Here is a 24144-nt window from a genome sequence, read left to right on the forward strand (position 1 = left end):
TCAGCCCCCGATCGCGGACATGGGCCGGGAGGGCTGCAGGAACGACGGGTCGTCGATGCCGTGGCCGGGCAGCTTGGTCAGCGTGGCGATCCGCCAGCGGTCGGCCAGCTCCTGGTCGCTGGCGCCGTCCCGCATCGCCGTGCGCAGGTCGCTCTCCTCGCGGGCGAACAGGCAGTTGCGGATCTGCCCGTCGGCGGTGAGCCGGGTGCGGTCGCAGGCGCCGCAGAAGCTGCGGGTGACCGAGGCGATGACGCCGACGGTGAGGTCGGTGCCGTCGACCAGCCAGCGCTCGGCGGGGGCGGCGCCGCGCTCCTCGACGTCCGGGGTGAGGGTGTGGGTGGCCGACAGCTTGGCCAGGATGTCCTCGGCCGTGACCATCTCGGCGCGGGTCCAGGCGTGGTGGGCGTCCAGCGGCATCTGCTCGATGAAGCGCAGCTCGTAGCCGTGCTCGAGGCAGTACTCCAGCAGCGGGACGGCGTCGTCCTCGTTGATGCCCTTGAGCAGCACCGTGTTGACCTTGACCGGGGTCAGCCCGGCCTCCTTGGCGGCCTTGAGGCCGGCCAGCACGTCGGGCAGCCGGTCGCGGTGGGTGAGCTGCTTGAACCGCTCGCGGTCGAGGGTGTCGAGGCTGACGTTGAGCCGGTCGAGGCCGGCCGCGGCCAGGGCGGGCGCCATGCGGGAGAGCCCGACGGCGTTCGTGGTCAGGCTGACCTCGGGGCGGGGGAGCAGCGCGGTGGTGGCCGCGACGATGCCGGGCAGGCCGGGGCGCAGCAGCGGCTCGCCGCCGGTGAACCGGACCTCCTCGATGCCCAGCTGCTCGACGCCGATGCGCACCAGCCGGACGACCTCGTCGTCGGTGAGCTGCTCGACCTTGGGCAGCCAGTCCAGGCCCTCGGGCGGCATGCAGTAGCTGCAGCGCAGGTTGCAGCGGTCGGTCAGCGAGACCCGCAGGTCGGTCGCGGTGCGACCGTGCCGGTCGACCAGTCCGCCGCTGCCCGGGGCGGGCGCGGGCATGCGGACCACCGGGTCGGGGAGCGGGCTCGGCGTCGTCACCCTCCCGACTGTAGGGCCGCCTCGTGACGGGTTCGTGACGGCTGTGTCCGCGGTCACCCACCCCTCCGCGACTGCGGATCTAGTGGCCGCTCCCCGCCGCACCAGCGGGTTGCACGACGTTGCTCAGTGGGTGAGGACGAGCTTGAGGACGACGACCAGCAGCGCCACGCCCGCCGCGACGGCACCCACCAGCACGGCCCGCCCGAACGGGACGTCGGCCCGCAACCGCCGGTACACCACCCCGATGCCGGCCACCCGGACCAGCCCGACCAGCGCGGCCAGCGCCTGCCCCCACAGCTCCGGCGGCCAGCCCAGCGCGGTGGCGGCCAGGACGAGGGCCGGCAGCGCCCCCGAGCTCAGGATCGGCGTCGCGTCCCGGGCGGCCTGCCGCAGCTCCCGGTGCTCGCCGCCGGTGACCAGCGCCCCGACCGAGTGCGCGAGCACGTGCGCGACGTAGGTCGAGAGCACCGTGCCCACCACGATCGTCACGGCCGCACCCGAGTCCACCGCCTCGGGCGAGCAGCCGACGACGGCGGCCAGCACCAGCACCGTCCCGTAGACGTAGGCCGACACCCGGCTCTCGGCCCGGTGCGGGTCGAGGTCCTCGCGTCGGCGGGTGAGCGGACGCACCACGCGGGAACCGGTCACGGACCCATTCTGGGTGGCGCGGGTCGTTAGCATCGGCAACGCCACCCGGGAGTCCGGCAGGCCCCCCTGTCTCCGCCAGTGGCCAGGAAGTCGAGATCGATCCCCGTGTTCAACCCGTTCTCCCCGTACGGCCGCATCTTCGCGGTCCCGGGTGCCCGTTCCTTCTCCTTCGCCGGCTGGCTGGCCCGCGTCCCGATGTCGAGCATGGGCCTCGGCTCGGTGCTGATGGTCGCCGGCGAGACCGGCAGCTACGGCCTGGCCGGGGCCGTCTCCGGCACCCTCGCGCTGGCCAACGCCGTCGGCAGCCCGCAGTGGGCCCGCGGCATGGACCGGCTCGGCCAGGGCCGGGTGCTCGTCTGGTCGGCCGCGGTCTTCCTGGTGCTGGGCATCTCGTTCGCCGCGGTCGTCGTCTCCGGCGGCCCGCGGTGGTCGTGGTTCGTGCTCGCCGCGCTGACCGGGGCGTCGGCGGCCAACGTCGGCGCCGCCGTCCGGGCCCGCTGGGCGCACGCGCTGCCCGGCACCGATGCGCGGCAGACGGCCTTCGCGTTCGAGTCGGTGGTCGACGAGGTCGTCTTCGTCGTCGGCCCGCCGACCATCACCTTCCTGGCCGCGCTGATCGCCCCGCCGGTCGGCTTCCTGGTCGGCCTGCTGGTCGGGGTGGCCGGCTCGCTCTGGCTGGCGCGCCAGGTGGCCACCCAGCCGCCGGCGCACGCCCGCACCCGCGGGACGAAGCGGTCGGCGACGTCGGTGCTGAGCCCCACCCTGGTCGTCGTCGCGATCGCCTACCTCGCCGTCGGCACCGTCTTCGGCGCGATGGACGTCGTCGTGGTCGGGTTCGCCCAGGAGCAGGGCCGACCGGTCATGGCCGGGGTCGCGCTGGCCGCCTACGCCGGGGGCAGCCTGGTGTCGGGGCTGCTCTACGGCATCGTCCGGCTGCCCGGCACGCTGCTGACCCGCTTCGTGGGCTGCGGCCTGCTGTTCGGGATCGCCACCCAGAGCCTGCTGCTGGTCGGTTCGCTGCCCTGGCTGGTGGTCGCGGTGTTCCTCGCCGGCCTGACCATCGCCCCGGTGCTGGTGGCGGGGATGTCGCTGGTCGAGTCGCGGGTGGCCCGGGCCGCGCTGAACGAGGGCCTCACCTGGACGACGACCGGCCTCACCGTGGGCGTCACCGCCGGCGCCGCGCTGGCCGGCACCGCCGTCGACGCGTGGGGTGCGCAGCCGGCCTTCCTGGTGCCGGCACTGGGCGCGGCCTCCGCCGGGGTGCTCGCACTGGTCGGTGGCCTGCTGGTGCGCGGCAGCGCCCCGGTCGAGGCGGTCCCCGTGTCCCCCGCCCCCGCGCCCGTGGCTCCTGTGCAGCGTTGATCAAGGGGGTGCACAAGAGTCCGTCCTCCCGGCGCAGAGCTGGTGGAGGAGGACGGATTTCCCCGGAGGAGGACGACGGCCTGCCCGGTTGCCGCCGATGGCCCACCACGCCGGGTAGCTCTTCGATCGCCGAGAATGACCTGGCCAGCGGCCTGTTCGGCTGACCGGAATTGTCGTACCCCTCTGGTGGACTGGGTCCATGACGGCGACGGCGGAGCGGTCTGGGTGAGCGGTGGCCGGGGCCGGTGCTGGCGATGGCCGGTGCTGATGATGGCCGGGGCTGATGCGGACCGGGGCTGATGCGGACCGGCGGCCGGGGTCGGGGCCGACCGGCGGTCGGTGGCGGACAGCTGGTCCCGACCACGTGGCTCCGTGGCCCGGGGGTGTGGGGCGCGGGGCAGGCGGCAGGATCGGGGCGTGGACCTCACCGTGCGCCCGATGACCGAGGACGACCTGGCAGAGGCCTGGGCACTGGGCCGCTGGGCGTTCGGCGGGCCCGCGGAGGCACCGCCGCGCGCCCTGCAGGTGCTGCCCGAGACCCACCGCTGGGGCGCCTACGACGCCGGCGGCCGGCTGGTCGGCAAGGTCACCGACCACGAGGAGCGCTCCTGGTGGGGTGGCCGGCAGGTCCCCTCGGCGCACGTCAGCGGCGTCGCCGTCGCCCCGGAGGTCCGCGGCGGTGGGGTGGCCCGAAGACTGCTCACCACCGCGCTGGCCGCCGCCCGCGACCGCGGCGCCGCGGTGAGCGCGCTCTACCCGACCGTCTCGGCGGCCTACCGGTCGCTGGGGTACTCGGTCACCGGGCTGCTCGGCTCGGCCGTCCTGGACACCGCCGCGCTGCCGGTGCTGCGCGCCCCGGAGGGCGTCGTCCTGCGGGCGGGCACGCCCGCCGACCGGCCCGCCGTCGTCGACCTCTACGAGCAGATCGCGCGCGGCTTCGACGGCCCGCTCACCCGACGGGGCGGCCGGTGGGAACTGCCGCCCCGCGATGAGCAACCCCTCGGGGACGGCGTCGACCTGCTCACCCTCGCCGAGCAGGACGGCGTGGTCACCGGGGCGCTGGCCTACGAGCGCGGTCGGGGCTACGACGCGTCGGCCGGGCTCGACGTCAGCGACCTGCTGGCCACCACGCCGGCTGCTGCCCGCGCGCTGGTCGACGTCCTCGCCGGGTGGCGCACCGTCACGCGCACCGTCGACGTCCCGGTCCTGCTGGGCGACGCCGTGTCCGCCGTCCTTCCGCTGGAGCGGGCCACCGCCCGCGGCACGCACGTGTTCATGCACCGGCTCGTCGACGTCGAGCGCGCCGTCGCGGCCCGCGGCTGGCCGGCGCACGTGCGCGGCTCGGTGCGCTTCTCGGTGGTCGACGACGCCGCCCCGTGGAACAGCGGCAGCTGGCAGCTCGAGCTCGACGCCGGTGAGGGCCGGTTGACCCGCACCACCGAGGACGCCGACCTGGTGCTCGGCCCGCAGGGTCTGGCCCTGCTGTGGACCGGGGCCGGCCGCGGACACGGGGCGGCGACGGCCGGCCTGGTCACCGGTCCCGGCGACCCGGCCGGGCTGGACCTGCTCGCCTGCGGTCAGGCCCCGCAGCTCGTGGACTACTTCTGACCCCCATCCGTCCCGGCAGGCATATCCGTTGCGCGCCACGGGCATGGCAGGAGGCATGGCGAACGTCCCGAACATCACCCTGAACAACGGCGTCGAGATCCCCCAGCTGGGCTTCGGCACCTACCAGATCGAGCCCGAGAACACCCGCGAGGCCGTGAAGACCGCGCTCGAGGTGGGCTACCGGCACATCGACACCGCCGAGATGTACGGCAACGAGAAGGAGGTCGGCGAGGGTTTCCGCGACTCCGGGCTGGCCCGCGACGAGGTCTTCATCACCTCGAAGCTGAACAACGGCTTCCACGCCGAGGCCGACGTCGCGAAGGCGATCGACCAGTCGCTGGCCGACCTGCAGCTCGAGCACCTCGACCTGTTCCTCATCCACTGGCCGCTGCCGGGCATCGACGTCGACTTCGTCGAGACCTGGAAGGCCATGGAGCAGCTGTACCGCGACGGCAAGGCCCGCGCGATCGGCGTCTCCAACTTCCAGACCAACCACCTGAACAAGCTGCGCGACCAGACCGACATCACCCCGGCGGTCAACCAGATCGAGGTGCACCCCTACCTCACCCAGGACGAGCTGCGCGCCTACAACGCCGAGCACTCCATCCACACCGAGGCCTGGTCGCCCATCGCCCAGGGCAAGGTCCTCGACGACCCGGCCATCGTGCGCGTCGCCGAGCGCGTCGGCCGCACCCCGGCTCAGGTCACCCTCCGCTGGGCCATCCAGCGCGGCGACATCGTGTTCCCGAAGTCGGTCACCCGCAGCCGGGTCGAGGAGAACTTCGCCCTGTTCGACTTCGAGCTGAGCCAGGACGACATCACCGCGATCAGCACCCTGAACCGCGACGAGCGCACCGGCCCGAACCCGGACACGTTCAACATGATTCCGTAGGTGGGGGACGGCCGTCCCCGGTCGTGGAGGCCGGGGACGGCACAGGTCCGGGTGGCCGTGGTCGCGGGGGTCGGAGACCTCCCGACCGCGGCCACCGGACGGGCTCGGCGCACCAGGGGGACGGCACGTGGCCGCCGTGCGATCCGGAGGATCGCGATGTGCTCAGCCGGTCGTGACGAAGTCGATCAGTTCCTCGACGCGGCCGATCAGTGCTGGCTCCAGGTCGGTCCAGGTGGTCACGCGGGCGAGGATGCGCTGGGCCCAGACGTAGCCGGTGTCGTCCTCCCAGCCCAGCCGGCGGCAGACGCCGCCCTTCCAGTCCTCGCCCTTCGGGACCGTCGGCCAGGCCTTGATCCCGACGACGGCGGGCTTCACCGCCTGCCAGATGTCGATGAACGGGTGCCCGACGACCAGCGCGTGCGCGCCGGTGACCTGGGCGGCGATCCGGGTCTCCTTCGAGCCGGTGACCAGGTGGTCGACCAGCACCCCCAGCCGGCGCCCGGACGACGGCCGGAACTCCCGCACGATGCCCGGGAGGTCGTCCACGCCGTGCAGCGGTTCGACGACGACGCCCTCGATGCGCAGGTCGTGGCCCCACACCTTCTCGACCAGCTCGGCGTCGTGCTTGCCCTCGACGTAGATGCGGCCCTCGCGGGCCACGCGCGCCCTGGCCCCGGCCACGTAGGTCGACCCCGACGCGCTGCGGGTGGGGGCGGTGACCACGGCGGCCTTCGGGCGCACCAGCGTCACCGGGCGGCCCTCCACCCAGAAGCCCGGGCCCAGCGGGTAGCCCTTCACCCGGCCGAAGCGGTCCTCGAGGTGGACGACGTCCCTCTCGCAGCGCACGACGGCGCCGACGAAGCCCGAGCTGGGGTCCTCGACGACGAGGTCCTTCTCGGCCTCCACCTGCACGGGTGGCTTCTTCACCGTGCGCGGGTGCACCAGGTTGTCGTACTGCGAGCGAGGAGGCACCGATCGAGTCTGCGCAGCCCGCGGCGCAGCCCGGAGCAGCGACACGCAGGGGGCGTAGCGTTCACCCCTCAGCCGCAGGCGCACGCCACCTCCGGACCGCGCTCCGTGACAGTCCGCCGGGTTCCGGTGGCGAGGAGTCCCCATGGCCGGCAAGAACAAGGGTGGCCGCGAGGCCAAGAAGCCCAAGGCCGAGAAGGTCAAGAACAACGCGTCGCAGCCCAGCCTGAAGGACAGCGCCGTCCAGGCCATCAAGCAGAAGGCCCGCTAGAGCCCGCCCGCCCGCAGGTCCTCGACGCAGGCGGCCCACGGGCTGGTGGGGTCCTTCGGGCGGCGGGTGTGCCCCCGCAGCGCACCGCGGGGCACTGGCCGCCCGCGCCGTCCCGGCGTCCCGCGCCACCAGTCGGCCAGCAGCTGGGCCTGCTGCTCCAGCCCGTAGGCAACCAGCGGTCGCACCGGCAGGTCGTAGGCGTAGGCGTCCCGGCCCGTCGAGTGCCGCACCTGGGCGAGGACGGCCGTGGTGACCCAGCTCCGCCGGCTGGCTGCCGCGTGCACCTGGCAGGTGTGCACCAGCTCGTGCAGGAACGTGTGCGGGTCGGTGCCCACCGGGTCGGCGTACAGCTCCGGGCCCAGGTTGACCGTGATCGCGCCGTCCCAGCGCGGGAAGACGAACGGCCGCCCGCCGGCGCCGATCGTGTCGGTGACGACCAGCCGTCCCCGGGGCGGCAGCGCGTCGCCGAGCAGCTCGGTGCGCGCCCATTCGTGCTCGACCGCGGTCATGCCCCGCTCGCGCGAGCGCAGCGCGGCCACCCCGGAGGCGAGCACGGCCAGCAGCGAGTTCTCCGGCCCGGCGCCCCACAGCAGGCCGTCGGCGATGCGCGCCCCGGCGGCGGGGGACCCGGTGGTGACCAGCGAGCCCAGCACCAGCCCGGCGCCGGTGACCACCCCGGCCGGGTGCAGCGCCGTGCCGACGGCCCAGGCCGTCGTCGTGGCCAGGACCCCGGCACGGTTCACCGGCTGATCGTGGCAGGTCCGACCACCCGGTCCGGTTTCCACCCCCGGCCGGTCCGGGCAGACCCCGGAGGCAACCGCACCACCCGCGCACCACCACCGAGGAGCACCCATGAGCAGCACGGACGACGACGGCGTGCGCTTGGGCGCCGACCTGGACGACCGCGGCACCCGCACCGGGGACGCCCCCGTCCGGCTCGGCGACGACCTGGACGACCGCGGCCAGCACGCCCCCCGCTCCGCCGAGGACGGCCCCGACCGGGACGACGAGGTCGCCGGCTGACCGGGTCTCAGCCCAGCGCGCGGGCCAGCTCCTGCACCCGGGTCGTCGCGGCGACCCGCTGGGCCTCGGCGTCGCCGGCGAGCGGTGCCATCGCCGGCACCCGGCCGGCCAGCGTCAGGTCCAGCGTCACCACCTCGACGTGCATGCCGAAGCTCTGGCCCAGCACCTGCGCCAACGGCGGGACGGTGTGGTCCAGGCCGGCCGTCGGTCCGCCGGGGGCGTAGCCAGCACCCCGGCTGGACACCACGACCGCCGTCCGGCCGGCGAGCGGCTGGTCGGTCCGGTCACCGAAGGGCACCGTCGTCCCCAGGACGTGCACGTGGTCGACCCAGGCCTTGAGCGTCGAGGGCAGCGACCAGTTGTACATCGGTGCGCCGACCAGCAGGACGTCCGCGGCGAGCAGCTCGTCCAGCAGCGCCCGCTGCACCGGGTCGTCGACCTCCGCCGCGGCCTCGTCGGCGGTGCGCAGGGGCGCCGCCCAGTGGAGCGCGGCGTGCGCCAGGTGCGGGGGCGGGTCGGCCTGCAGGTCGTGGTGGGTGACGGTGTGGTCGGGGCCGAGCGCCCGCCAGGCCTGCGCGAAGGCGGCGGTGACCGGCCGGGACGACGACGCCCGCGGGTCGAGGGCGGAATCGAGGTGCAGCAGGTGGGGCACGGGGACTCCTCGGGACGGCCCGGGCAGAACCGTGCGCCCGGGGGGTGGTGGCACTGAGTGTCACAGGGCATCCTGAGACCCACAGCACAGTGCGGCACCGCAGCCGCCGGAGGAGGACAGCAATGGCCAACCAGTGGTTCGAGACCGTCGCCGAGGCGCAACGGCGGGCCAAGCGCCGGCTGCCGAAGTCCGTGTACGGGGCGCTGATCGCCGGCTCCGAGCGGGGCTGGACGGTGGAGGACAACACCCGGGCCTACGCCGAGCTGGGGTTCGCCCCGCACGTGGCAGGCCTGCAGGGCGAGCGCGACCTGTCCACGACGGTGATGGGCCAGCCGCTGTCGATGCCGGTGATGATCTCCCCGACCGGTGTGCAGGCGGTCCACCCCGACGGCGAGGTCGCCGTCGCGCGGGCCGCGGCCGCCCGCGGCATCACCATGGGCCTGTCCTCGTTCGCCTCCAAGAGCGTGGAGGAGGTCGCCGCGGCCAGCCCGCAGACGTTCTTCCAGATGTACTGGGTGGGCTCGCGCGACGTGCTCGTGCAGCGCATGGAGCGGGCGCGCAAGGCCGGCGCGGTCGGGCTGATCATGACCCTGGACTGGTCGTTCTCCAACGGCCGCGACTGGGGCTCACCGGCCATCCCGGAGAAGGTGAACCTCAAGGCGGCGTTGCAGTTCGGCCCCGAGGTCGCGCTGCGCCCGCAGTGGTTGGCCACCTGGCTGCGCAGCGGGGCGATCCCCGACCTGACCACCCCGAACCTGACCCCGCCCGGGGGCACCGCGCCCACGTTCTTCGGCGCGTACGGGGAGTGGATGGGCACCCCGCTGCCGACCTGGGACGACGTCGCGTGGCTGCGGGAGCAGTGGGGCGGGCCGTTCATGCTCAAGGGCGTGATGCGTGTCGACGACGCGCACCGCGCGGTGGACGCCGGGTGCACGGCGATCTCGGTGTCCAACCACGGCGGCAACAACCTCGACGGGACCCCGGCCCCGGTCCGGGCGTTGCCGGCGATCGCCAAGGCCGTGGGCCACGAGGTCGAGGTGGTCACCGACGGCGGCATCCGCCGCGGGTCCGACGTCGTGAAGGCCCTGGCCCTGGGTGCCAAGGCCGCGATGATCGGCCGCGCGTACCTGTGGGGCCTGGCCGCCAACGGGCAGGCCGGGGTGGAGAACGTGCTGGACATCCTCCGGTCGGGCATCGACTCCGCCGTCCTGGGCCTGGGCCACCGGGACGTGAAGGACCTGCGACCCGAGGACGTCGTCGTCCCGGCGAACTGGCCCCGCGTGCTGGGCACCGCCGACCAGAAGGACGTGGTCTAGGAGCGGAGCAGGTCGACCCGCCAGTCGGCCTCGGGGTGCCGGCCGCCGCGCCACCACGGGCGGACCAGCTCGAACCGGCTGAGCACCCCGGCCCGGTCGGCCCACAGCAGCGCGAGGTGGTTGCCGGCCGGCGGGGCGCCGTCCAGCGCGAGCTGGGTGGTGGGCGCCTGCTGGTAGAACGCCCGCAGCGCCGCCGTGTCGGCCGGCGGGAGCTCGCCGTCGTCGGAGTGCCAGACCCGGACGACGTCGTGGTCGGTGGTGATGATCAGCCCGCTCATCGGCAGACCGAGGTTCTCGCCGCCGCTGTCGCCGACGTCGAAGGTGAGCTGCTCGCCGATCGACGCCCGCCACGGCTTCAGCTGCTCGACGGCGTGCCGGCGGACCAGCTGCCGGTCCAGGTGGGGGTCGGCCGCGCGCTGCCACCCGTGCTGCCGGTGGACCTGCTGGCTGACGGCCACCCCGGCCACCAGCGCCTCCTGCACGGCGCGCAGCAGCGGCCGCAACCGGGCCGTCGTCGCCTCCCGGGTCCCGTCCACCCGACGATCATGCCCGCCGGCACCGACATCAGCCGGGCAGCAGCACCGTGCGCAGCTCGTGCGCGCCGTCGGGCCGGGTGATCTCGTAGAACCAGCGGACGTCGCCGCCGGGCAGCTCGACGGCGTCGGCGTACCGCAGGCCGCCGTCCGGGCCCTGCAGGTGCGGGCCGTCGGGGAGTGCCCGCCACCCCTCGCCGTCGCGGACGGCGACGCCGGTGCGCTCCTCCCAGTTCTCCGCCGCGCTCGCCCGGCCGTCGTACAGCGCCCAGTCGCCGAGGACGGCGGCGAACCGCACCCCGCGGGCGTCCCAGGTGCCCGGTGTGCCGGTGAGCGCGGTGTCCACCCAGGTCCACGCCACGCCGTCGGCGCTGACCGCGTGCTCGGTGGTCATCCGGTCGGTGGCGTCGGGGTCGTCGAGCGGGTGCACCGACGCCCACAGGTGCCAGCGGGCCCCGTGCTCCCGGCCCTGCCCCCCGACCCCGCCCTCGTGCCGGATGACCGGGTCCTTCACCGCCGAGCCGGGCACCGGGCCCGACCCGAGCACGGTGCGCGCGGGGGCGCCCGCGAGGCCCTCGACGGTGTCGGCCTCGAGCAGGTCGACCCGCCAGTGCTTGGTGCCCGGGGTGGCGCAGCTGACGTAGAGCCGCCACCGGCCCTCGGGGGTGTGCACCAGTGCCGGGCGCTCCAGCGAGTCGCAGGCGAAGGACTCGCGCAGCACGGTGGCGACCGGCGTGAAGTGCACGCCGTCGGCGGACCGGGAGACGACGTTGGCGAACCCGCGGCCCTCGCCCACCGGGCGGCGCAGCCGGTGGGCCAGCCACCAGGTGCCGGCGACGAACTGGGCGCTCGGCCCGCCGGCCCACGACCCGGGTCGTGGGTCCTCGGGGGCCAGCACCAGCTCGGCGTCGGCGAGGAAGCGGTCGACGTCCACGGGCAGGGTCACCCGGCCGAGTCTGCCTCGCGGGCCGCGGCCCGGCTGGCGTAGTCCCCGCGCCCGGTGTCCCCGCGCCAGTCGTCGAAGGACTCGCCGGTGACCTCCTCCAGCAGCGCGATGTCGTCGAGCACCCGGGCCTGCACGGCCCGCCGGACCTCGACCGCCAGCGGTGGCCGCTTCGTCGCCGCGGCGTGGATCGCGGCGAGCACGGGGCGGCTGGCCTGCCGCCAGACCTGCGGCGGCACGTGCGCACCGGCAGCGGCGCCGGCCCGGGCCAGCTGCGCCAGGCGCCGGTACCGCGGGGTGTCGGCGACGTAGGGCTTGACGTTCTCCGGCGGGACGGCGCGGGCCACCCCGGTGCGGACGCCGAGGAAGTCGCTGACCCGGTCCAGCGTGCGGGCCTGCTCGGAGACGACCTCGCGGAAGCGGAGCAGCAGCAGCTGCTCGCGCGGGACCAGCGTGAGCAGGTGCTGCAGCTGCTCGCCGTACCGGCCCATGCGCGTGTAGTGCCAGAACGGGGCGTACCCGTCGGCGACCCGCTGGTCCTCCAGCTCGACGGCCCGGCCGAAGTCGGGCTCGGGCTCCAGCCCGTCCGCCCGGAGGTGCACCCAGTTGGAGATCGCTCTGTCGACCGGGTCGCGGACCACGGCGATCACCTTGACGTCGGGGACGTCGGCCACCAGCCGGCGCTGGGCCGCCCGGTCGTACAGGTAGAACGGCGTGCTCTCGCCCCGCACGGCGTCGGCGGGCGCCCGGTCGAACAGCGCCAGGTAGCGGTCGCGGCGCCAGACCCACTCCTGCGCGCTGTGCGCGTCGCCGGGCCCGCGCTGCGCGGCCGGCGGCGGCGGACGCCCGTCGGTCAGGTAGAACTTCGGCTCCTTCACCGGCGACAGGTACAGCTCCGGGTGGGTGGCCAGCGCCGCGTGCAGCGCCGTCGTCCCCGCCTTGGGGGCGCCGGCGATCACGAACTGCGGCAGGCGGTCGGTCATGCAGGATCCAATCGGTAGCCCCGGCCGCGGACGGTGACCAGCTGGCCGGCGGCGGGGCCGAGCTTGGCGCGCAACCGGGCGACGTGCACGTCGACCGACCGGCGACCGCGGTCGTCGTCGGTGCCCCAGACCGCAGCCAGCACCTGCTCCCTGCTGCGGGTGCGGCCCCGGGCGCGGGCCAGGTCGGCCAGCACCTCGAACTCGCGGACGGTCAGCGGCAACCGGCGGCCGGCGAGGGTGGCCACGTGCGACGCGGGGTGGACGGCGAGGTCCCCGAGCTCGACGGCGTCGCTGTCGGGGGTACGGGCGGTGGCCCGGTCGAGCAGGGCCGCCAGGGGGGCCAGCTGGTCCGGGGTGGGCGGCAGCAACCGGCCGTCCTCGGTGAGCACCAGCAGGGCCACCGGGGCGGACGAGGGCGGCGGCACGACCTGCAGCCGGGGCGCGGGGACGGGGGAGGACAGGGCAGCGGACATCGGGGCTCCAGCGAGGGGTGACGGGTGGCGTGACGGAGGCGTCAGGCCCGACAGCTGCTGGAGCCCACCCGGACGAGGTCGACGTGCAGACGTCGGCTCAGGGTCGGGTGGCTCACGGGGAGAGTTCTACCAGCAACCCCAGTTTCTCCATCGAACCGGTAGGGATTTGCAGCACCCGGGTCCGGAGGTGCACGCTGGTGCACGTGACCCGTCCCGAGCTGGAGCCGTTCTGGCCCGGCCGGAGGTCGGACGCCTTCGACGAGCTCTGTCGGCCGGCCCGCCCCGCCGTCCGCCCGATCCAGCCCTGAGGAGCACCACCGTGACCGTCACCGACGACCTGCTGCAGAACAACGCCCGCTACGCCGAGTCCTTCTCCGGTCCCCTCCCGCTGCCCCCGGCCAAGCAGATCGCCGTCCTGGCCTGCATGGACGCCCGCATCGACGTCTACCGCGTGCTCGGCCTCGCCGAGGGGGAGTCGCACGTGATCCGCAACGCCGGTGGCGTGGTCACCGACGACGAGATCCGCTCGCTGGCGATCAGCCAGCGGCTGCTCGGCACGAAGGAGATCGTGCTGATCCACCACACCGACTGCGGCATGCTCACCTTCACCGACGAGCAGTTCCGCGACGGCATCGCGGACGAGGTCGGCACCCGCCCGACGTGGGCGTCGGAGGCGTTCACCGACCTCGAGGACGACGTCCGGGCTTCACGGCAGCGGATCCTCGACAGCCCGTTCATCCCGGTCAAGGACAGCGTGCGCGGGTTCGTGTTCGACGTCGCCACCGGGCAGTTGCACGAGGTCTCCTGACCCACCCGCCCGACCCACCGCAGGCGGTGCCCGGCCCCGGCGACAGCCCGGGGCCCGGGCGCTGCCGAGCCCCGTACGGAGGAAGCACGTGCCCGACCCCTCGTCCCCGCTCCACCTCGTCGCCGCCCTCGACGGCGCCGGCTGGCACCCCGCCGCCTGGCGCGAACCGGGCGCCCGCCCGACCGAGCTGCTCACCGCCGGCTACTGGACCGACCTGGCCCAGGAGGCCGAGCGCGGCCTGCTCGACGCCGTCACGATCGAGGACGCGCTGAACCTGCAGTCCGACGACCCGTTCACCCCCGACGACCGCACCGACCGCGTGCGCGGCCGGTTGGACGCCGTGCTCGTCGCCTCCCGCGTGGCCCCGACCACCCGGCACCTGGGGTTCCTGCCGACCGCGGTGGTCACCCACACCGAGCCCTTCCACCTGTCCAAGGCGATCGCGACGCTGGACTACGTGAGCACCGGCCGGGCCGGCGTCCGCGTGCAGGTCGCCGCCCGTCCGGACACCGCCGCGAACTTCGGCCGCCGGGAGCTCCCCCCGGTCGACCGGTCGACCGCCGCCACCGGGCCGCTGGTCACCGAGCTGTTCGACGAGGCCGCCGAGTACGTCGAGGTGCTCCGCCGGCTCTGGGACAGCTGGGAGGACGACGCCGAGATCCGGGACGCCGCCACCGGCCGGTTCGTCGACGTCGACAAGCTGCACTACATCGACTTCGCCGGCCAGAACTTCTCCGTCCGCGGCCCGTCGATCACCCCGCGGCCGCCCCAGGGACAGCCCGTGGTCGCGGCCCTGGGCCACGCCGAGGGGCCGTGGCGGCTGATCGGCCGCTCCGCCGACCTGGGCTTCGTCACGCCCACGGATGCCGCCGACGCCGCCCGGCTGGTGGCCGCCGTCCGCACCGAGCAGGCGGCGGCCGGCCGGTCGGAGGAGCCCGTGCACGTGTTCGGCGACCTGGTCGTCGTCCTGGACGACGACGCCACCGCGGCCGCGGACCGACTGGCCCGGCTCGACGACGTGGCCGGCGCGCCGCTGCGCAGCGACGCACACGTGTTCACCGGCACCCCGGCGCAGCTGGCCGACCTGCTCGCCGAGTGGCAGCGGGCCGGGCTGACCGGCTTCCGCCTGCGGCCGGCCGTGCTGCCCGACGACCTCGAGCGGATCACCCGCGGCCTGGTGCCCGAGCTGCGGCGCCGCGGGCTGTTCCGCACCGGGTACGAGGCCGACACCCTGCGCGGGCTGCTCGGCCTGACCCGCCCCGCCAACCGCTACGCGCACGCCTGAGGGACCCGAGATGACCAAGCAGATCCACCTCGCCGCGCACTTCCCCGGCGTCAACAACACCACCGTGTGGAGCGACCCGGAGTCGGGCAGCCACATCGAGTTCGACTCGTTCCGCGAGTTCGCCCGGATCGCCGAGGCCGGCAAGCTCGACTTCATCTTCCTGGCCGAGGGCCTGCGGCTGCGCGAGCAGAACGACCGCATCTACGACCTGGACGTCGTCGGCCGGCCCGACACCTTCACGGTGCTGGCCGCGCTGGCCGCGGTCACCGAGCGCATCGGGCTGACCGGCACGATCAACTCCACCTTCAACGAGCCCTACGAGGTGGCCCGGCAGTTCGCCAGCCTCGACCACCTCTCCGCCGGCCGGGCCGCCTGGAACGTGGTCACCTCGTGGGACGCGTTCACCGGCGAGAACTTCCGGCGTGGGGGCTTCCTGGCCCAGGTCGACCGCTACGACCGGGCGAAGTCCTTCCTGCAGACCGCGCACGAGCTGTTCGACTCCTGGCGGGGCGACGAGGTCGTCGCGGACAAGGAGACCGGCACCTTCCTGGCCGACCCGCACCCGGGCGCCTTCGCCCACCACGACCGGTTCTTCGACATCGCCGGCCAGTTCGACGTGCCGCGCAGCCCGCAGGGGCGGCCGGTCGTGTTCCAGGCCGGTGACTCCGACGAGGGCCGGGACTTCGCCGCGGCCGCGGCCGACGTGATCTTCTCGAGGCACAGCACGCTGGAGGCCGGTCAGGCGTTCTACGCCGACGTCAAGGGCCGGCTTCCCCGGTTCGGCCGCACCCGCGACGAGCTGCTGATCATGCCGGCGGCCACGTTCGTGCTCGGCGACACCGAGGTCGAGGCCGCCGAGCTCGCCCAGGAGGTGCGGCTGGCGCAGGTGTCGCCGGCGACGGCGATCAAGTTCCTCGAGCAGCTGTGGAACCGCGACCTCTCCGACCACGACCCCGACGGCCCGCTGCCCTCGGTCGACCCCGTGGTCGGGGAGAACACCATCGCCCGCGGCCGGGCCAGCGTGCGCATGCACCGCGACCCGGTGGCGACGGCGCACGAGTGGCGGGCCAAGGCCGAGGCGGAGCACCTGACCACCCGCGAGCTGATCGTCGAGGTGACCGGCCGGCAGTCCTTCATCGGCACCCCGGCCACGGTCGCGGCGACGATCGACGAGTTCGTGCAGAACGACGCCAGCGACGGCTTCGTGCTCGCCCCGCACATCACCCCGGGCGGGCTCGGCCGGTTCGTCGAGCAGGTGGTCCCCCTGCTGCAGGAGCGCGGCGTCTTCCGCACCGACTACGAGGGGACGACGCTGCGCGACCACCTGGGACTGCCGCTGCGGGACGGCGACCACCGGTCCCGGACACTGGCGGGGTGACCGACGCGCACCCCCTGGACACCGCCGCCTGGTCGTCCCTGACCGGCCCGCACGCGCGGTTCGCCGAGCGCGTCGGCCGGGTGGTCCGCTACCCGGCCGACGTCTCGCCGTTCGCCGCGCTCCCGCCGGACCCGGCGCCGCAGGACTGGGCCGACGCCGCCGAGCTGGTCGGCCCGGGCGGGGTCGTCGTCCTGACCCTGCCCGCGACCGCGCCGGACGGGTGGACGCAGGAGTTCGCGATCCCCGGCGTGCAGCTGGTCGACGAGGGCGTCGCGGCGGCCCCGGACGACGAGGCGGTGCGGCTCGGGGCGGACGACGTCCCCGAGATGACCGCGCTGGTCGCCCGCACCGAGCCGGGCCCCTTCCTGGCGCGCACCCACGAGCTGGGCAGCTACCTGGGCATCCGGCGCGACGGCGAGCTGGTGGCGATGGCGGGGGAGCGGCTGCACCCGGCCGGCTTCACCGAGATCAGTGCCGTGTGCACCGACGCCGGCCACCGCGGGCAGGGCCTGGGCACCCGGCTGGTGCTGGCCGTGGCGCACGGCATCCGGGCCCGCGGCGAGACCCCGTTCCTGCACGCCTCGGCCAGCAACACCGGCCCGATCGCGCTGTACGAGCACCTGGGTTTCCGGCTGCGCCGCACGACGACCTTCGCCGGGTACCGCCCGCCGGGGTCAGCGCAGCAGGGGTAGCACCTCCTCGCCGACCCGCCACGCCTCCTCGAGGTGTGGGTAGCCCGAGAGCACGAACTCGTCGAAGCCCAGCTCGGCGTACTCGGTGATCCGCTCGGCCACCTGCTCGTGGCTGCCGACCAGCGCGGTGGCCGCGCCCTCGCGGACCAGGCCGATGCCGGCCCACAGGTTGGGGGCGACCTCCAGCGAGCGGGCGCCGTCCCCCGCGCTGCCGCCGTGCAGCGAGGCCATCCGGGCCTGGCCGACGGAGTCCATCCGGGCGAACCGCTCCTGGGTGGCCGCGATCGCGCTGGCCGGCATGCCCGCCAGCATGCGGTCGGCCTCGGCCCAGGCCTGCTCGGGGGTGTCCCGGCTGACCACGTGCAACCGGATGCCGAACCTGATGGTGCGGTCCTGCGCGGCGGCCTTCTCCCGCACCCGGTCCAGCCGCTCGCGCACCATCGTGGGCGGCTCGCCCCAGGTCAGGTAGGTGTCCACGTACCGGGCCGACACGTCCTCGGCCGGCCCGGACGCCCCGCCCAGGTAGATCGGGGGTGCGGTCTCCGGCGGGTCGGTCAGCCCGGCGCCCTGCACCTGCACGTGCTCGCCGGCCAGGTCGAACCGCTCGCCGGCGAAGCTGCGCCGCACGACGTCGAGGAACTCCGCCGTCCGGGCGTAGCGGGCGTCGTGGTCGAGGAAGTCGCCGTAGGCGCGCTGCTCGACCGGATCGCCGCCGGTGACGACGTTGAGCCGCAGCCGCCCGCCCGAGAGCCGCTGGAAGGTGGCCGCCTGCTGCGCGGCGAGCGTGGGCAGGATGAAGCCGGGCCGGAAGGCCACCAGGAAGTGCAGCCGCTGCGTGCGGTCCAGCAGCGCCGCGCAGGTCACCCAGGCGTCCTCGCAGCCCGACCCGGTCGGGGTGAGGACGGCGGTGAACCCGGCCTGCTCGGCGGCCCCGGCGACCGCGCCCAGGTAGTCGAGGGTGGGCCGGCGCCTGAGCGCGGCGGCGTTGTGCCCGCGGTCGGTGGTGGCCGGGCCGACGTCCCGGCCGTCGCCGCGGGTGGGCAGGAACCAGTGCAACTCCATCCCTGAAGTGCACCATGCCGATCGGGATTGTCTGCTAGCGTCTCCGGCAGGTCACGAGCACCAGCGCGAAGCCCCGGCTCGCTGGTCGGCAACCCTTCCACCGCGATGGGGTGCTCCGGGTGACGACCCGGCGGCTGCGCAGTGCAGCCGCAAGCGCGGGCCCGCGGGCCCTGGACCACCAGGAGTGCACCACCATGACTGCCGTCCTCGACTGCCCTCCCACCACCGCAGCCCTGCTCCCGACCGTCGGTGCCGACACCCGCGTCCCGCTGGTCGACGGCGCCACCGCGACCTACGCCAACCTCGACGTCGCGGCCAGTGCCCCGGCCCTGGTGTCCGTCGCGGCGAAGGTCGCCGAGGCCCTGCCGCTCTACGCCAGCGTGCACCGGGGCGCCGGGTACCTCTCCCAGGTCTCCACCGCCCTCTACGAGTCCGCCCGCGACACCGTGGCCGCCTTCGTCGGCGCCCGCGAGGACGACGTCTGCGTGCTGACCCGCACCACCACCGACTCGCTGTCCCTGCTGGCCGGCTGCCTGCCCGCCGACGGCGCCGTCCTGGTGCTGGACGTCGAGCACCACGCCGACCTGCTGCCCTGGCAGCAGCGTTCCCGCGAGCTGTGCGACGTGCTGCAGGCGGCGCCGACCGTGGCCGGGACGCTGGACCTGCTCGCCGACGCACTCGCCGCCCGGCGGTACGTGCTGCTCGCCGTCACCGGCGCCTCGAACGTGACGGGGGAGTCCCTCCCGCTGAGCCGGGTCGCCGACCTCGCGCACGACCACGGCGCGCTGCTGCTCGTCGACGGCGCCCAGCTGGTGCCGCACCGGCGGTTCTCCCTCGCCGAGTCCGGCGCCGACTGGGTCGCCTTCTCCGGCCACAAGCTCTACGCCCCGTTCGGCACCGGTGCGCTCGTCGGCCGCCGCGACTGGCTCGACACCGGCCGCCCCTACCTGCCCGGCGGCGGCGCCGTCGCCCAGGTGGACCTCGACGCCACGACCTGGGTCGCCGCCCCGCACCGGCACGAGGGTGGATCGCCCAACGTGCTCGGCGCGGTCGCGCTGGCCGCCGCCTGCGACGCGCTGTCCGCGCTCGCCCCCGGGGCCCTCGAGCAGCACGAGCGCGACCTGCGCACCCGGCTGGTCGACGGGTTGGTCGGCATCGACGGGGTCCGCCTGCTGCGCATCTGGTCGGACTCCGTCGACCCCACCGGCGTCGTCTCCTTCACCGTCGACGGCGCCGACCCCGGCCTGGTCGCCGCGTACCTGTCGGCCGAGCACGGCATCGGCGTCCGGGACGGCCGGTTCTGCGCGCACCCGCTGCTGGCCCGGCTCGGCGTCGGGGGCGGGGCGCTGCGGGCCAGCGTCGGCGTCGGCACGTCGTCCGACGACGTCGACCGCCTGGTGACCGCGATCACCCGGTTCGTCGCGCTCGGACCGGGCACCGACTACGCCGTGGTCGACGGGCGGCACCAGCCGGTCGCCGACCCGCGTCCGGTCGCCGGCCTGGCCGGCGCCGACCTGTCCGCGGTGGCCCGCGGCGCAGGGTGCGGGCCGTCGCCGGTCCGCTGAACCGAACCCCCAGACCCCGCCGAACCACGGCGGACATCCACCCCGGCACCGAGGAGAACACCCATGGCCACCCGGCCCAAGGCGAGCGTCGTCCCCTTCACCAACCACGCGGAGGGCACCGGCGTGGCCCAGACCGTCACCGTCGGCGGCGACGCCGGCCACGTCTTCGACGTGGACACCTACCCGGCCTTCGGCGGCGCGGACGCCCAGCCCAGCCCGCTGTCCTACGTGCTCGGCGCGCTGACCTCGTGCAACCAGATCACCGCCTCGATCGTGGCCAAAGAGCTCGGGGTGACCCTCGGCGCCTGGACCTTCGACGTGCAGGGCGACCTCGACACCGCCGTGATGGTGGGCGGCGAGGAGGGCAACGCGAACTTCGACGCCGTCACCGTGCGCGCGACCGTCGCCACCGACGCCGACGAGGAGACCTTCGCCCGGCTGCAGGCCGAGACCGAGCGGCGCTGCCCCGTCACCCAGCTCTTCCAGCGCTCCGGCCTGGAGTACTCCAGCGACTGGACCCGCGCCGCCCTCTGACCCCCACCCCCGGCGGCCCGGGGTTCAGCGACGATCAGGGGGGTGCGCCGGAGTCCGTCCTCCGCCACGAGATCTGGCGGAGGAGGACAGACCTGCGTGCACCCCCCTGATCAACGCTGCGGGGGGCTCGTGGCTGCGACCAGCGCGGCGGTCAGCGCGCGCAGCTGGTCCAGGGTCTCGGCGACGGCGACGCGCGCCAGGTTCTCCGGGCGGGCGAGGACGTCGACGTCGCGGGTGACGGCGATGCCGTGCAGCGGTCGGGTGACGACACCCGGGTGCAGGCCGGGGCGGCCCAGGTGCCGGGGGACCAGCGCGAGGCACCGGCCGGCGGCCGCGACGGCGCTCGCCAGCCCGAAGTCGTTCACCCGGTGCACGACGTCGAGGGGGCGCCCGGCGGCGGCGCCGATGCCGTCCAGCACCCCGGTGAGCGGGAACCCCTGGTGGACGGCCACCCACGGGTGCGCGGCGGCGTCGACCGGCGCCACCTCGGGCGCGGCGGCCAGCGGGTGGTCGGCGGCCAGGGCGACGTCCATCGGCTCGGAGAGCAGCCGGGTGACCACCAGGCCCCGGTCGGTCGGCCAGCGGGGCCCGTGCCGCAGCCGGTGGGCCAGCACGAGGTCGTGGTCGGCGACCAGGGCCGGGAACGACGCCTGGGCGATGTCCTCGTCGCGGCAGTGCACCGGCGGTCCACCGGAACCGCTCGACCAGGCCAGCAGCGGGCCGAAGAACGCCTGACCCGCGCTGTGGAACGCGCTCACCCGCACCGGCGCCGTGCGGTCGGCCAGGTGGCCGCCGACCGCCCGCTCGGCCCGCCCGAGCGCCTCGGCGATGTCGACGGCGGCCCCCGCCAGGGCCCGGCCGGCCGGGGTGAGCGCCAGCCGTCGTCCCCGGCGCTCGGTGAGCGGCACCGCGGCCTGCCGCTGCAGTGCACGCAGCTGCTGCGACACCGCCGAGGGGCTGACGTGCGCCGCCTCGGCGACCGCGGCCAGGCTGCCGCGCTCGCCGAGCTCCCGGAGCAGGTGGAGGTGCCGGATCTCCATGAAGCCCAGGCTAAACCGTCGATGAACGAAGAGGCCGTTGCTCTCATGTGTCCGGGCGCCGGATGCTGCCCTCGTGCGCCTCTCCCGGACCGACGTCAGCCTGCTCGCGGTCGCCGCGGTGTGGGGCAGCAGCTACTGGGCGGCGCAGCACGCCGCCGGCACGATCGGGGTCCTGCCGCTGCTGGCGGCGCGGTTCGGCCTCGCGGCCGCCGTCCTCACCGTCGTCGCCGTCCTCCTGCGGGTCGCCCGGCCGTCCCGCGACGAGCTGCGGCTGGGCCTGCTGCTGGGTGGGTCGCAGGCCGTCGTCCTGGTCCTGGAGACGTGGGGGGTGACCCGGACGACGGCGACCAACGCGGGGCTGCTGATCAGCCTGACCGTGGTGCTGACCCCGGTGCTGGAGAGCCTGGCCGGTCGCCGGTGGCTGCCCCGGCCGTTCTTCGTCGCCGCGGTGACCGCGGTCGTCGGGGTGGCCCTGCTGGTCTCCGGCGACGGGTTCAGCGCACCGACGGTGGGGGACACGCTGATGCTCGTGGCCGCGCTGGTGCGGTCGGTGCACGTGACGGCCAGCGGCTCGCTGACCCGGCACCGCGAGGTGCGGACGGTGACGCTGACGCTGGTGCAGAGCTGGGTGTGCGCGGTCGGGTTCACCGTCGCGGCCCTGCCCGGCGGGCTGGGGGCGGCGTTCGGGGCCGCGGACGCCGGGACGTGGTGGGCGGTGGCCTGGTTGGGGCTGGCCTGCACGCTGTTCGCGTTCCTGGTCCAGCTCTGGGCGGTGCGGGCGACGTCGGCGGCGCGGGCCAGCCTCGTCATGGGCACCGAACCGGTCTGGGCCGTCGCGGTCGGCATCACGCTCGCCGGGGACCAGCTGACCTCGCTCATGGCCGCGGGCGCTGCGCTGGTGCTCGTGGGCACCGGCTGGGGGCAGCAGGTCGAGGTGCGCCACCGCACCGGCCCGGCCCTGAGCGCGGATCAGGGGGGTGCACCGGAGTCCCGCCTCCTCCACCAGAGCTGATGGCGGAGGACGGAGCTTCGTGCACCCCCCTGATCATCGCTGCGGGGGCAGCGGGGGCTACGAGGCGACCGCGGGGTTGAGCTCGGGGGCGTCCACCGCCTCGTCGGACAGGCCCCAGCGGTCCAGGGTCTGCTGGTAGCTGCCGTCGTCGAAGGCGTGCTGCAGCGCGGCCTGGACCGCCTCGGCCAGCCCGTTGCCCTTCAGCGTCGTCGCCGCGACGTAGGTGGTGTTCGGCCAGCCGGCGTTCACCGTGCCCACGACCTCCACCGTGCCCTTCGAGGCCTGGTACACCGCGTTCGGGTTCGGCCCGAGGTAGGTGTCCAGCCGGCCCGACTGGATGGCGAGCAGGGCGTCGGCGGCGTTGGCGTAGTACTCCAGCGTCGCGGGCGCCTCGCCCTCGGCCTCGAGCGTCGCGTTCCAGTCGAGCAGGATGCGCTCCTGGTTGGTGCCCGAGCCCACGCCCACCGACAGGCCCGAGATGGCCTGGGCATCGGTGATGTCCAGCCCGCTGTCCGGGGCGGCGACGAAGGCCATGATCCCCTGCCGGTAGGTGGCGAAGTCGAACAGCTGCAGCCGCTCGGCGTTGACCCCGACGTTGGAGAACACCGCCTCCAGGTCGCCGGACTGCACGCCCAGCGGCCACGCCTCCCACGTCGTGTTGACCACCTCGAGCTCGAGGCCGAGGCCGTCGGCGACCAGCTGGGCGATGTCGACCTCGCTGCCGACGACGGTGCTGTTGTCGTCGGCCAGGAAGCCCAGCGGCGGGTCACCCGCGCCGTTGACGCCCACCCGCAGCACGCCGTCCTCGGCGACGTCGGCGGGCACCAGGGCGGCGGCGTCCGGGTCCTCGTCGGTGCGCACCCGGTCGGCCTGCTCGGGTGAGGTGTCCACCACCAGGGCCGAGGACGGTGCGTCGGACGACTGCGCCTCCTGCTCGATCTCCGCCGAGCTGGTGCACGAGGTCAGCAGCAGGACGGCGACGACCGGGAAGGCGGCGACGAGCCGGGACAGACGGATGCGTTCCACGTGGAACCCCTTCATCAGGCGCTCAGACCGGGCGGGTTGAGCTGGGAGGAGTCGACGGCCTCGGCCGACAGGCCCCAGCGGTCGAGCACCTGGGCGTAGGTGCCGTCGGCGATCACGTGGTCGACGGCGGCCTGGAACGCCGCGGCGTAGCCGTTGCCCTTGACGGTGGTCACCGCGATGTCGGCGGTGGCCGGCCAGCCGCCGCTGGTGGTCCCGGCGATGGTGAAGTCCTGCGGCGCGGTGGCGGCGCTGTAGGCCGCGGTCGGGTTGGGGCCGACGTAGGCGTCCAGCCGGCCCGACTGCAGCGCCAGGATCGCGTCGTCGTACTTCGGGTAGTAGTCGATGGTCACCGGCGCCAGGCCGGCGTCGACGTTCTCCTGGTTCCAGGCCAGCAGGATCTGCTCCTGGTTGGTGCCCGAGGCGACCCCGACGGTGAGCCCGGCGATGTCCGGTGCCGAGGAGATCTGCAGGCCGGAGTCGGCGCCGACCAGCCAGCCGAGCACGTCGGAGCGGTAGGTGGCGAAGTCGTAGAGCTGCTTGCGCTCCTCGGTCACCGTCACGTTGGATATGACGGCGTCGACGTCGCCGGACTGCACCGACAGCGGCCAGTTGGACCAGTCGTTGACCACGAACTCGACGTCGAGGCCCAGGGCGTCCCCGAACAGGGTCGCCAGGTCGGTCTCGCTGCCGATCACGGTGGAGTTGTCGTCGGCGTAGAACGCCAGCGGCACGGCGCCCTGGGTCACGGAGACCCGCAGGACGCCGTCGTCGAACGCGCCGGCGGGCAGCAGGGCCACCGCGGCGGGGTCGACGGTGGAGTGGATCCGGTCCTGGTCCGGGCTGGTGTTCACGGAGATGGCCGAGCTGTCGGCTGCGGCCCCGGTGCGGGCCTCCTCCTCGATCTCGGCGCTGTTGCTGCACGCCCCGAGGGCCAGGAGTGCGGCGGTGGCCAGGGACAGTGCGACGGTGCTGCGCCGCAGGTGTGCAGTCACGGGTGTTCTTCCTCTTCTGGACGT

Annotated in this window: 26 protein-coding genes and 1 riboswitch; of the genes, 13 read left to right on the forward strand and 13 right to left on the reverse strand. The window is 74.8% G+C overall.

All coding sequences use genetic code 11. The features are described 5' to 3' along the window. On the reverse strand, positions 1-1053 hold the full coding sequence (gene moaA / locus BLS67_RS03215; protein ID WP_242653787.1) for a GTP 3',8-cyclase MoaA: 1053 nt from the start codon (positions 1051-1053) through the stop codon (positions 1-3). A 123-nt stretch (positions 1054-1176) separates the two neighbouring features. After that, entirely contained in the window at positions 1177-1701 is a 525-nt protein-coding gene (locus tag BLS67_RS03220) for a hypothetical protein (RefSeq protein WP_091239654.1), read from the reverse strand. A gap of 105 nt (positions 1702-1806) precedes the next feature. On the opposite strand from BLS67_RS03220, the gene BLS67_RS03225 reads away from it, so the two are divergent. The 3 genes from BLS67_RS03225 to BLS67_RS03235 all read left to right on the forward strand — a co-directional run bounded on the left by BLS67_RS03225 (position 1807) and on the right by BLS67_RS03235 (position 5563). Continuing rightward, on the forward strand, positions 1807-3063 hold the full coding sequence (locus tag BLS67_RS03225) for an MFS transporter (RefSeq protein WP_207500228.1): 1257 nt from the start codon (positions 1807-1809) through the stop codon (positions 3061-3063). A 438-nt stretch (positions 3064-3501) separates the two neighbouring features. Further along, entirely contained in the window at positions 3502-4671 is a 1170-nt protein-coding gene (locus tag BLS67_RS03230) for a GNAT family N-acetyltransferase (RefSeq protein WP_242653789.1), read from the forward strand. Between the two features lie 55 nt (positions 4672-4726). Further along, positions 4727-5563: an aldo/keto reductase gene (locus BLS67_RS03235; protein WP_091239661.1), complete on the forward strand. Its 837-nt coding sequence runs from the start codon at positions 4727-4729 to the stop codon at positions 5561-5563. A gap of 162 nt (positions 5564-5725) precedes the next feature. Here the strand turns inward: BLS67_RS03235 and BLS67_RS03240 are convergent, their stop codons facing one another. After that, on the reverse strand, positions 5726-6535 hold the full coding sequence (locus BLS67_RS03240) for a DUF3097 domain-containing protein (RefSeq protein WP_091239665.1): 810 nt from the start codon (positions 6533-6535) through the stop codon (positions 5726-5728). 142 nt (positions 6536-6677) lie between these two features. On the opposite strand from BLS67_RS03240, the gene BLS67_RS24680 reads away from it, so the two are divergent. Then, positions 6678-6803, forward strand: coding sequence for a hypothetical protein (locus BLS67_RS24680; RefSeq protein ID WP_278247103.1), 126 nt, complete (start codon positions 6678-6680; stop codon positions 6801-6803). On the opposite strand, the gene BLS67_RS03245 is transcribed toward BLS67_RS24680, so the two are convergent. Next, positions 6800-7546, reverse strand: a complete 747-nt coding sequence (locus BLS67_RS03245) for a hypothetical protein (protein ID WP_091239668.1) — start codon at positions 7544-7546, stop codon at positions 6800-6802. The genes BLS67_RS24680 and BLS67_RS03245 overlap by 4 nt on opposite strands. A 109-nt stretch (positions 7547-7655) precedes the next feature. Here BLS67_RS03245 and BLS67_RS23640 point away from each other — a divergent pair, with 109 nt between their 5' ends. Beyond that, the gene (locus tag BLS67_RS23640) at positions 7656-7826 is read left to right on the forward strand and encodes a hypothetical protein (RefSeq protein ID WP_165617453.1); all 171 of its coding nucleotides are present in this window, start codon (positions 7656-7658) and stop codon (positions 7824-7826) included. A 7-nt stretch (positions 7827-7833) separates the two neighbouring features. On the opposite strand, the gene BLS67_RS03250 is transcribed toward BLS67_RS23640, so the two are convergent. Next, positions 7834-8478: an FMN-dependent NADH-azoreductase gene (locus tag BLS67_RS03250; RefSeq protein ID WP_091239671.1), complete on the reverse strand. Its 645-nt coding sequence runs from the start codon at positions 8476-8478 to the stop codon at positions 7834-7836. A gap of 122 nt (positions 8479-8600) precedes the next feature. Here BLS67_RS03250 and mftD point away from each other — a divergent pair, with 122 nt between their 5' ends. After that, positions 8601-9794: a pre-mycofactocin synthase MftD gene (gene mftD / locus BLS67_RS03255; protein WP_091239675.1), complete on the forward strand. Its 1194-nt coding sequence runs from the start codon at positions 8601-8603 to the stop codon at positions 9792-9794. Here the strand turns inward: mftD and BLS67_RS03260 are convergent. From BLS67_RS03260 to BLS67_RS03275, 4 genes are read right to left on the reverse strand one after another with little or no spacing between them, the layout of a single operon-like run. Further along, the gene (locus tag BLS67_RS03260; RefSeq protein WP_091239681.1) at positions 9791-10330 is read right to left on the reverse strand and encodes a hypothetical protein; all 540 of its coding nucleotides are present in this window, start codon (positions 10328-10330) and stop codon (positions 9791-9793) included. The genes mftD and BLS67_RS03260 overlap by 4 nt on opposite strands. Positions 10331-10358: 28 nt before the next feature. Next, positions 10359-11273 carry a hypothetical protein gene (locus tag BLS67_RS03265; RefSeq protein ID WP_207500230.1) on the reverse strand — a complete coding sequence of 305 codons (915 nt, stop codon included), beginning with the start codon at positions 11271-11273 and terminating at the stop codon, positions 10359-10361. Further along, positions 11270-12253 carry a sulfotransferase family protein gene (locus BLS67_RS03270; RefSeq protein ID WP_091239685.1) on the reverse strand — a complete coding sequence of 328 codons (984 nt, stop codon included), beginning with the start codon at positions 12251-12253 and terminating at the stop codon, positions 11270-11272. The genes BLS67_RS03265 and BLS67_RS03270 overlap by 4 nt, the downstream gene beginning before the upstream one ends. Next, positions 12250-12726: a winged helix-turn-helix domain-containing protein gene (locus tag BLS67_RS03275; RefSeq protein ID WP_091239689.1), complete on the reverse strand. Its 477-nt coding sequence runs from the start codon at positions 12724-12726 to the stop codon at positions 12250-12252. The genes BLS67_RS03270 and BLS67_RS03275 overlap by 4 nt, the downstream gene beginning before the upstream one ends. A gap of 319 nt (positions 12727-13045) precedes the next feature. On the opposite strand from BLS67_RS03275, the gene BLS67_RS03285 reads away from it, so the two are divergent. The 4 genes from BLS67_RS03285 (at position 13046) to BLS67_RS03300 (ending at position 16889) form a co-directional block, all read left to right on the forward strand. Then, complete coding sequence (locus BLS67_RS03285) at positions 13046-13534, forward strand: beta-class carbonic anhydrase (protein ID WP_091239697.1); 489 nt, start codon at positions 13046-13048, stop codon at positions 13532-13534. An 88-nt stretch (positions 13535-13622) separates the two neighbouring features. Beyond that, complete coding sequence (locus BLS67_RS03290) at positions 13623-14819, forward strand: LLM class flavin-dependent oxidoreductase (protein WP_091239701.1); 1197 nt, start codon at positions 13623-13625, stop codon at positions 14817-14819. 10 nt (positions 14820-14829) lie between these two features. Beyond that, on the forward strand, positions 14830-16197 hold the full coding sequence (locus BLS67_RS03295; RefSeq protein WP_091239705.1) for an NtaA/DmoA family FMN-dependent monooxygenase: 1368 nt from the start codon (positions 14830-14832) through the stop codon (positions 16195-16197). Beyond that, positions 16194-16889 (forward strand): GNAT family N-acetyltransferase, encoded by a 696-nt coding sequence (locus BLS67_RS03300; protein WP_091239708.1) that lies wholly within the window; start codon positions 16194-16196, stop codon positions 16887-16889. The genes BLS67_RS03295 and BLS67_RS03300 overlap by 4 nt, the downstream gene beginning before the upstream one ends. On the opposite strand, the gene BLS67_RS03305 is transcribed toward BLS67_RS03300, so the two are convergent. Then, complete coding sequence (locus BLS67_RS03305; RefSeq protein ID WP_091239711.1) at positions 16872-17951, reverse strand: LLM class flavin-dependent oxidoreductase; 1080 nt, start codon at positions 17949-17951, stop codon at positions 16872-16874. The genes BLS67_RS03300 and BLS67_RS03305 overlap by 18 nt on opposite strands. Positions 17952-18000: 49 nt before the next feature. Continuing rightward, positions 18001-18113: riboswitch (SAM riboswitch) on the forward strand. Positions 18114-18145: 32 nt separating this feature from the next. Between BLS67_RS03305 and BLS67_RS03310 the strand changes: the two genes are divergently transcribed. Both BLS67_RS03310 and BLS67_RS03315 read left to right on the forward strand, forming a co-directional pair. Next, positions 18146-19516 carry an aminotransferase class V-fold PLP-dependent enzyme gene (locus BLS67_RS03310; protein ID WP_091239713.1) on the forward strand — a complete coding sequence of 457 codons (1371 nt, stop codon included), beginning with the start codon at positions 18146-18148 and terminating at the stop codon, positions 19514-19516. A 63-nt stretch (positions 19517-19579) separates the two neighbouring features. Continuing rightward, positions 19580-20050 (forward strand): OsmC family protein, encoded by a 471-nt coding sequence (locus BLS67_RS03315; RefSeq protein WP_091239716.1) that lies wholly within the window; start codon positions 19580-19582, stop codon positions 20048-20050. A 110-nt stretch (positions 20051-20160) separates the two neighbouring features. Here BLS67_RS03315 and BLS67_RS03320 read toward each other — a convergent pair whose 3' ends face one another. Next, positions 20161-21090, reverse strand: a complete 930-nt coding sequence (locus tag BLS67_RS03320; protein WP_091239719.1) for a LysR family transcriptional regulator — start codon at positions 21088-21090, stop codon at positions 20161-20163. 73 nt (positions 21091-21163) lie between these two features. Here BLS67_RS03320 and BLS67_RS03325 point away from each other — a divergent pair, with 73 nt between their 5' ends. Continuing rightward, positions 21164-22102, forward strand: coding sequence for a DMT family transporter (locus BLS67_RS03325; RefSeq protein ID WP_091239723.1), 939 nt, complete (start codon positions 21164-21166; stop codon positions 22100-22102). Between the two features lie 57 nt (positions 22103-22159). On the opposite strand, the gene BLS67_RS03330 is transcribed toward BLS67_RS03325, so the two are convergent. Continuing rightward, positions 22160-23128, reverse strand: a complete 969-nt coding sequence (locus BLS67_RS03330; RefSeq protein ID WP_242653791.1) for an ABC transporter substrate-binding protein — start codon at positions 23126-23128, stop codon at positions 22160-22162. A 14-nt stretch (positions 23129-23142) separates the two neighbouring features. After that, positions 23143-24120 (reverse strand): ABC transporter substrate-binding protein, encoded by a 978-nt coding sequence (locus tag BLS67_RS03335; RefSeq protein ID WP_091239730.1) that lies wholly within the window; start codon positions 24118-24120, stop codon positions 23143-23145. Positions 24121-24144 lie beyond the last annotated feature (24 nt).

The organism is Klenkia soli, from assembly GCF_900103975.1.
GTDB classification, from domain to species: Bacteria; Actinomycetota; Actinomycetes; order Mycobacteriales; family Geodermatophilaceae; genus Klenkia; species Klenkia soli.

Bases quoted from the DNA above. Each gene is read 5' to 3' on its own strand.
- mftD (WP_091239675.1), top strand. From the start codon at position 8,601: ATGGCCAACCAGTGGTTCGAGACCGTCGCCGAGGCGCAACGGCGGGCC.
- BLS67_RS03320 (WP_091239719.1), bottom strand. From the start codon at position 21,090: ATGGAGATCCGGCACCTCCACCTGCTCCGGGAGCTCGGCGAGCGCGGC.
- BLS67_RS03275 (WP_091239689.1), bottom strand. From the start codon at position 12,726: ATGTCCGCTGCCCTGTCCTCCCCCGTCCCCGCGCCCCGGCTGCAGGTC.
- BLS67_RS23640 (WP_165617453.1), top strand. From the start codon at position 7,656: ATGAGCAGCACGGACGACGACGGCGTGCGCTTGGGCGCCGACCTGGAC.
- BLS67_RS03305 (WP_091239711.1), bottom strand. From the start codon at position 17,951: ATGGAGTTGCACTGGTTCCTGCCCACCCGCGGCGACGGCCGGGACGTC.
- BLS67_RS03295 (WP_091239705.1), top strand. From the start codon at position 14,830: ATGACCAAGCAGATCCACCTCGCCGCGCACTTCCCCGGCGTCAACAAC.
- BLS67_RS03270 (WP_091239685.1), bottom strand. From the start codon at position 12,253: ATGACCGACCGCCTGCCGCAGTTCGTGATCGCCGGCGCCCCCAAGGCG.
- BLS67_RS03310 (WP_091239713.1), top strand. From the start codon at position 18,146: ATGACTGCCGTCCTCGACTGCCCTCCCACCACCGCAGCCCTGCTCCCG.
- BLS67_RS03235 (WP_091239661.1), top strand. From the start codon at position 4,727: ATGGCGAACGTCCCGAACATCACCCTGAACAACGGCGTCGAGATCCCC.
- BLS67_RS24680 (WP_278247103.1), top strand. From the start codon at position 6,678: ATGGCCGGCAAGAACAAGGGTGGCCGCGAGGCCAAGAAGCCCAAGGCC.
- BLS67_RS03230 (WP_242653789.1), top strand. From the start codon at position 3,502: ATGACCGAGGACGACCTGGCAGAGGCCTGGGCACTGGGCCGCTGGGCG.
- BLS67_RS03315 (WP_091239716.1), top strand. From the start codon at position 19,580: ATGGCCACCCGGCCCAAGGCGAGCGTCGTCCCCTTCACCAACCACGCG.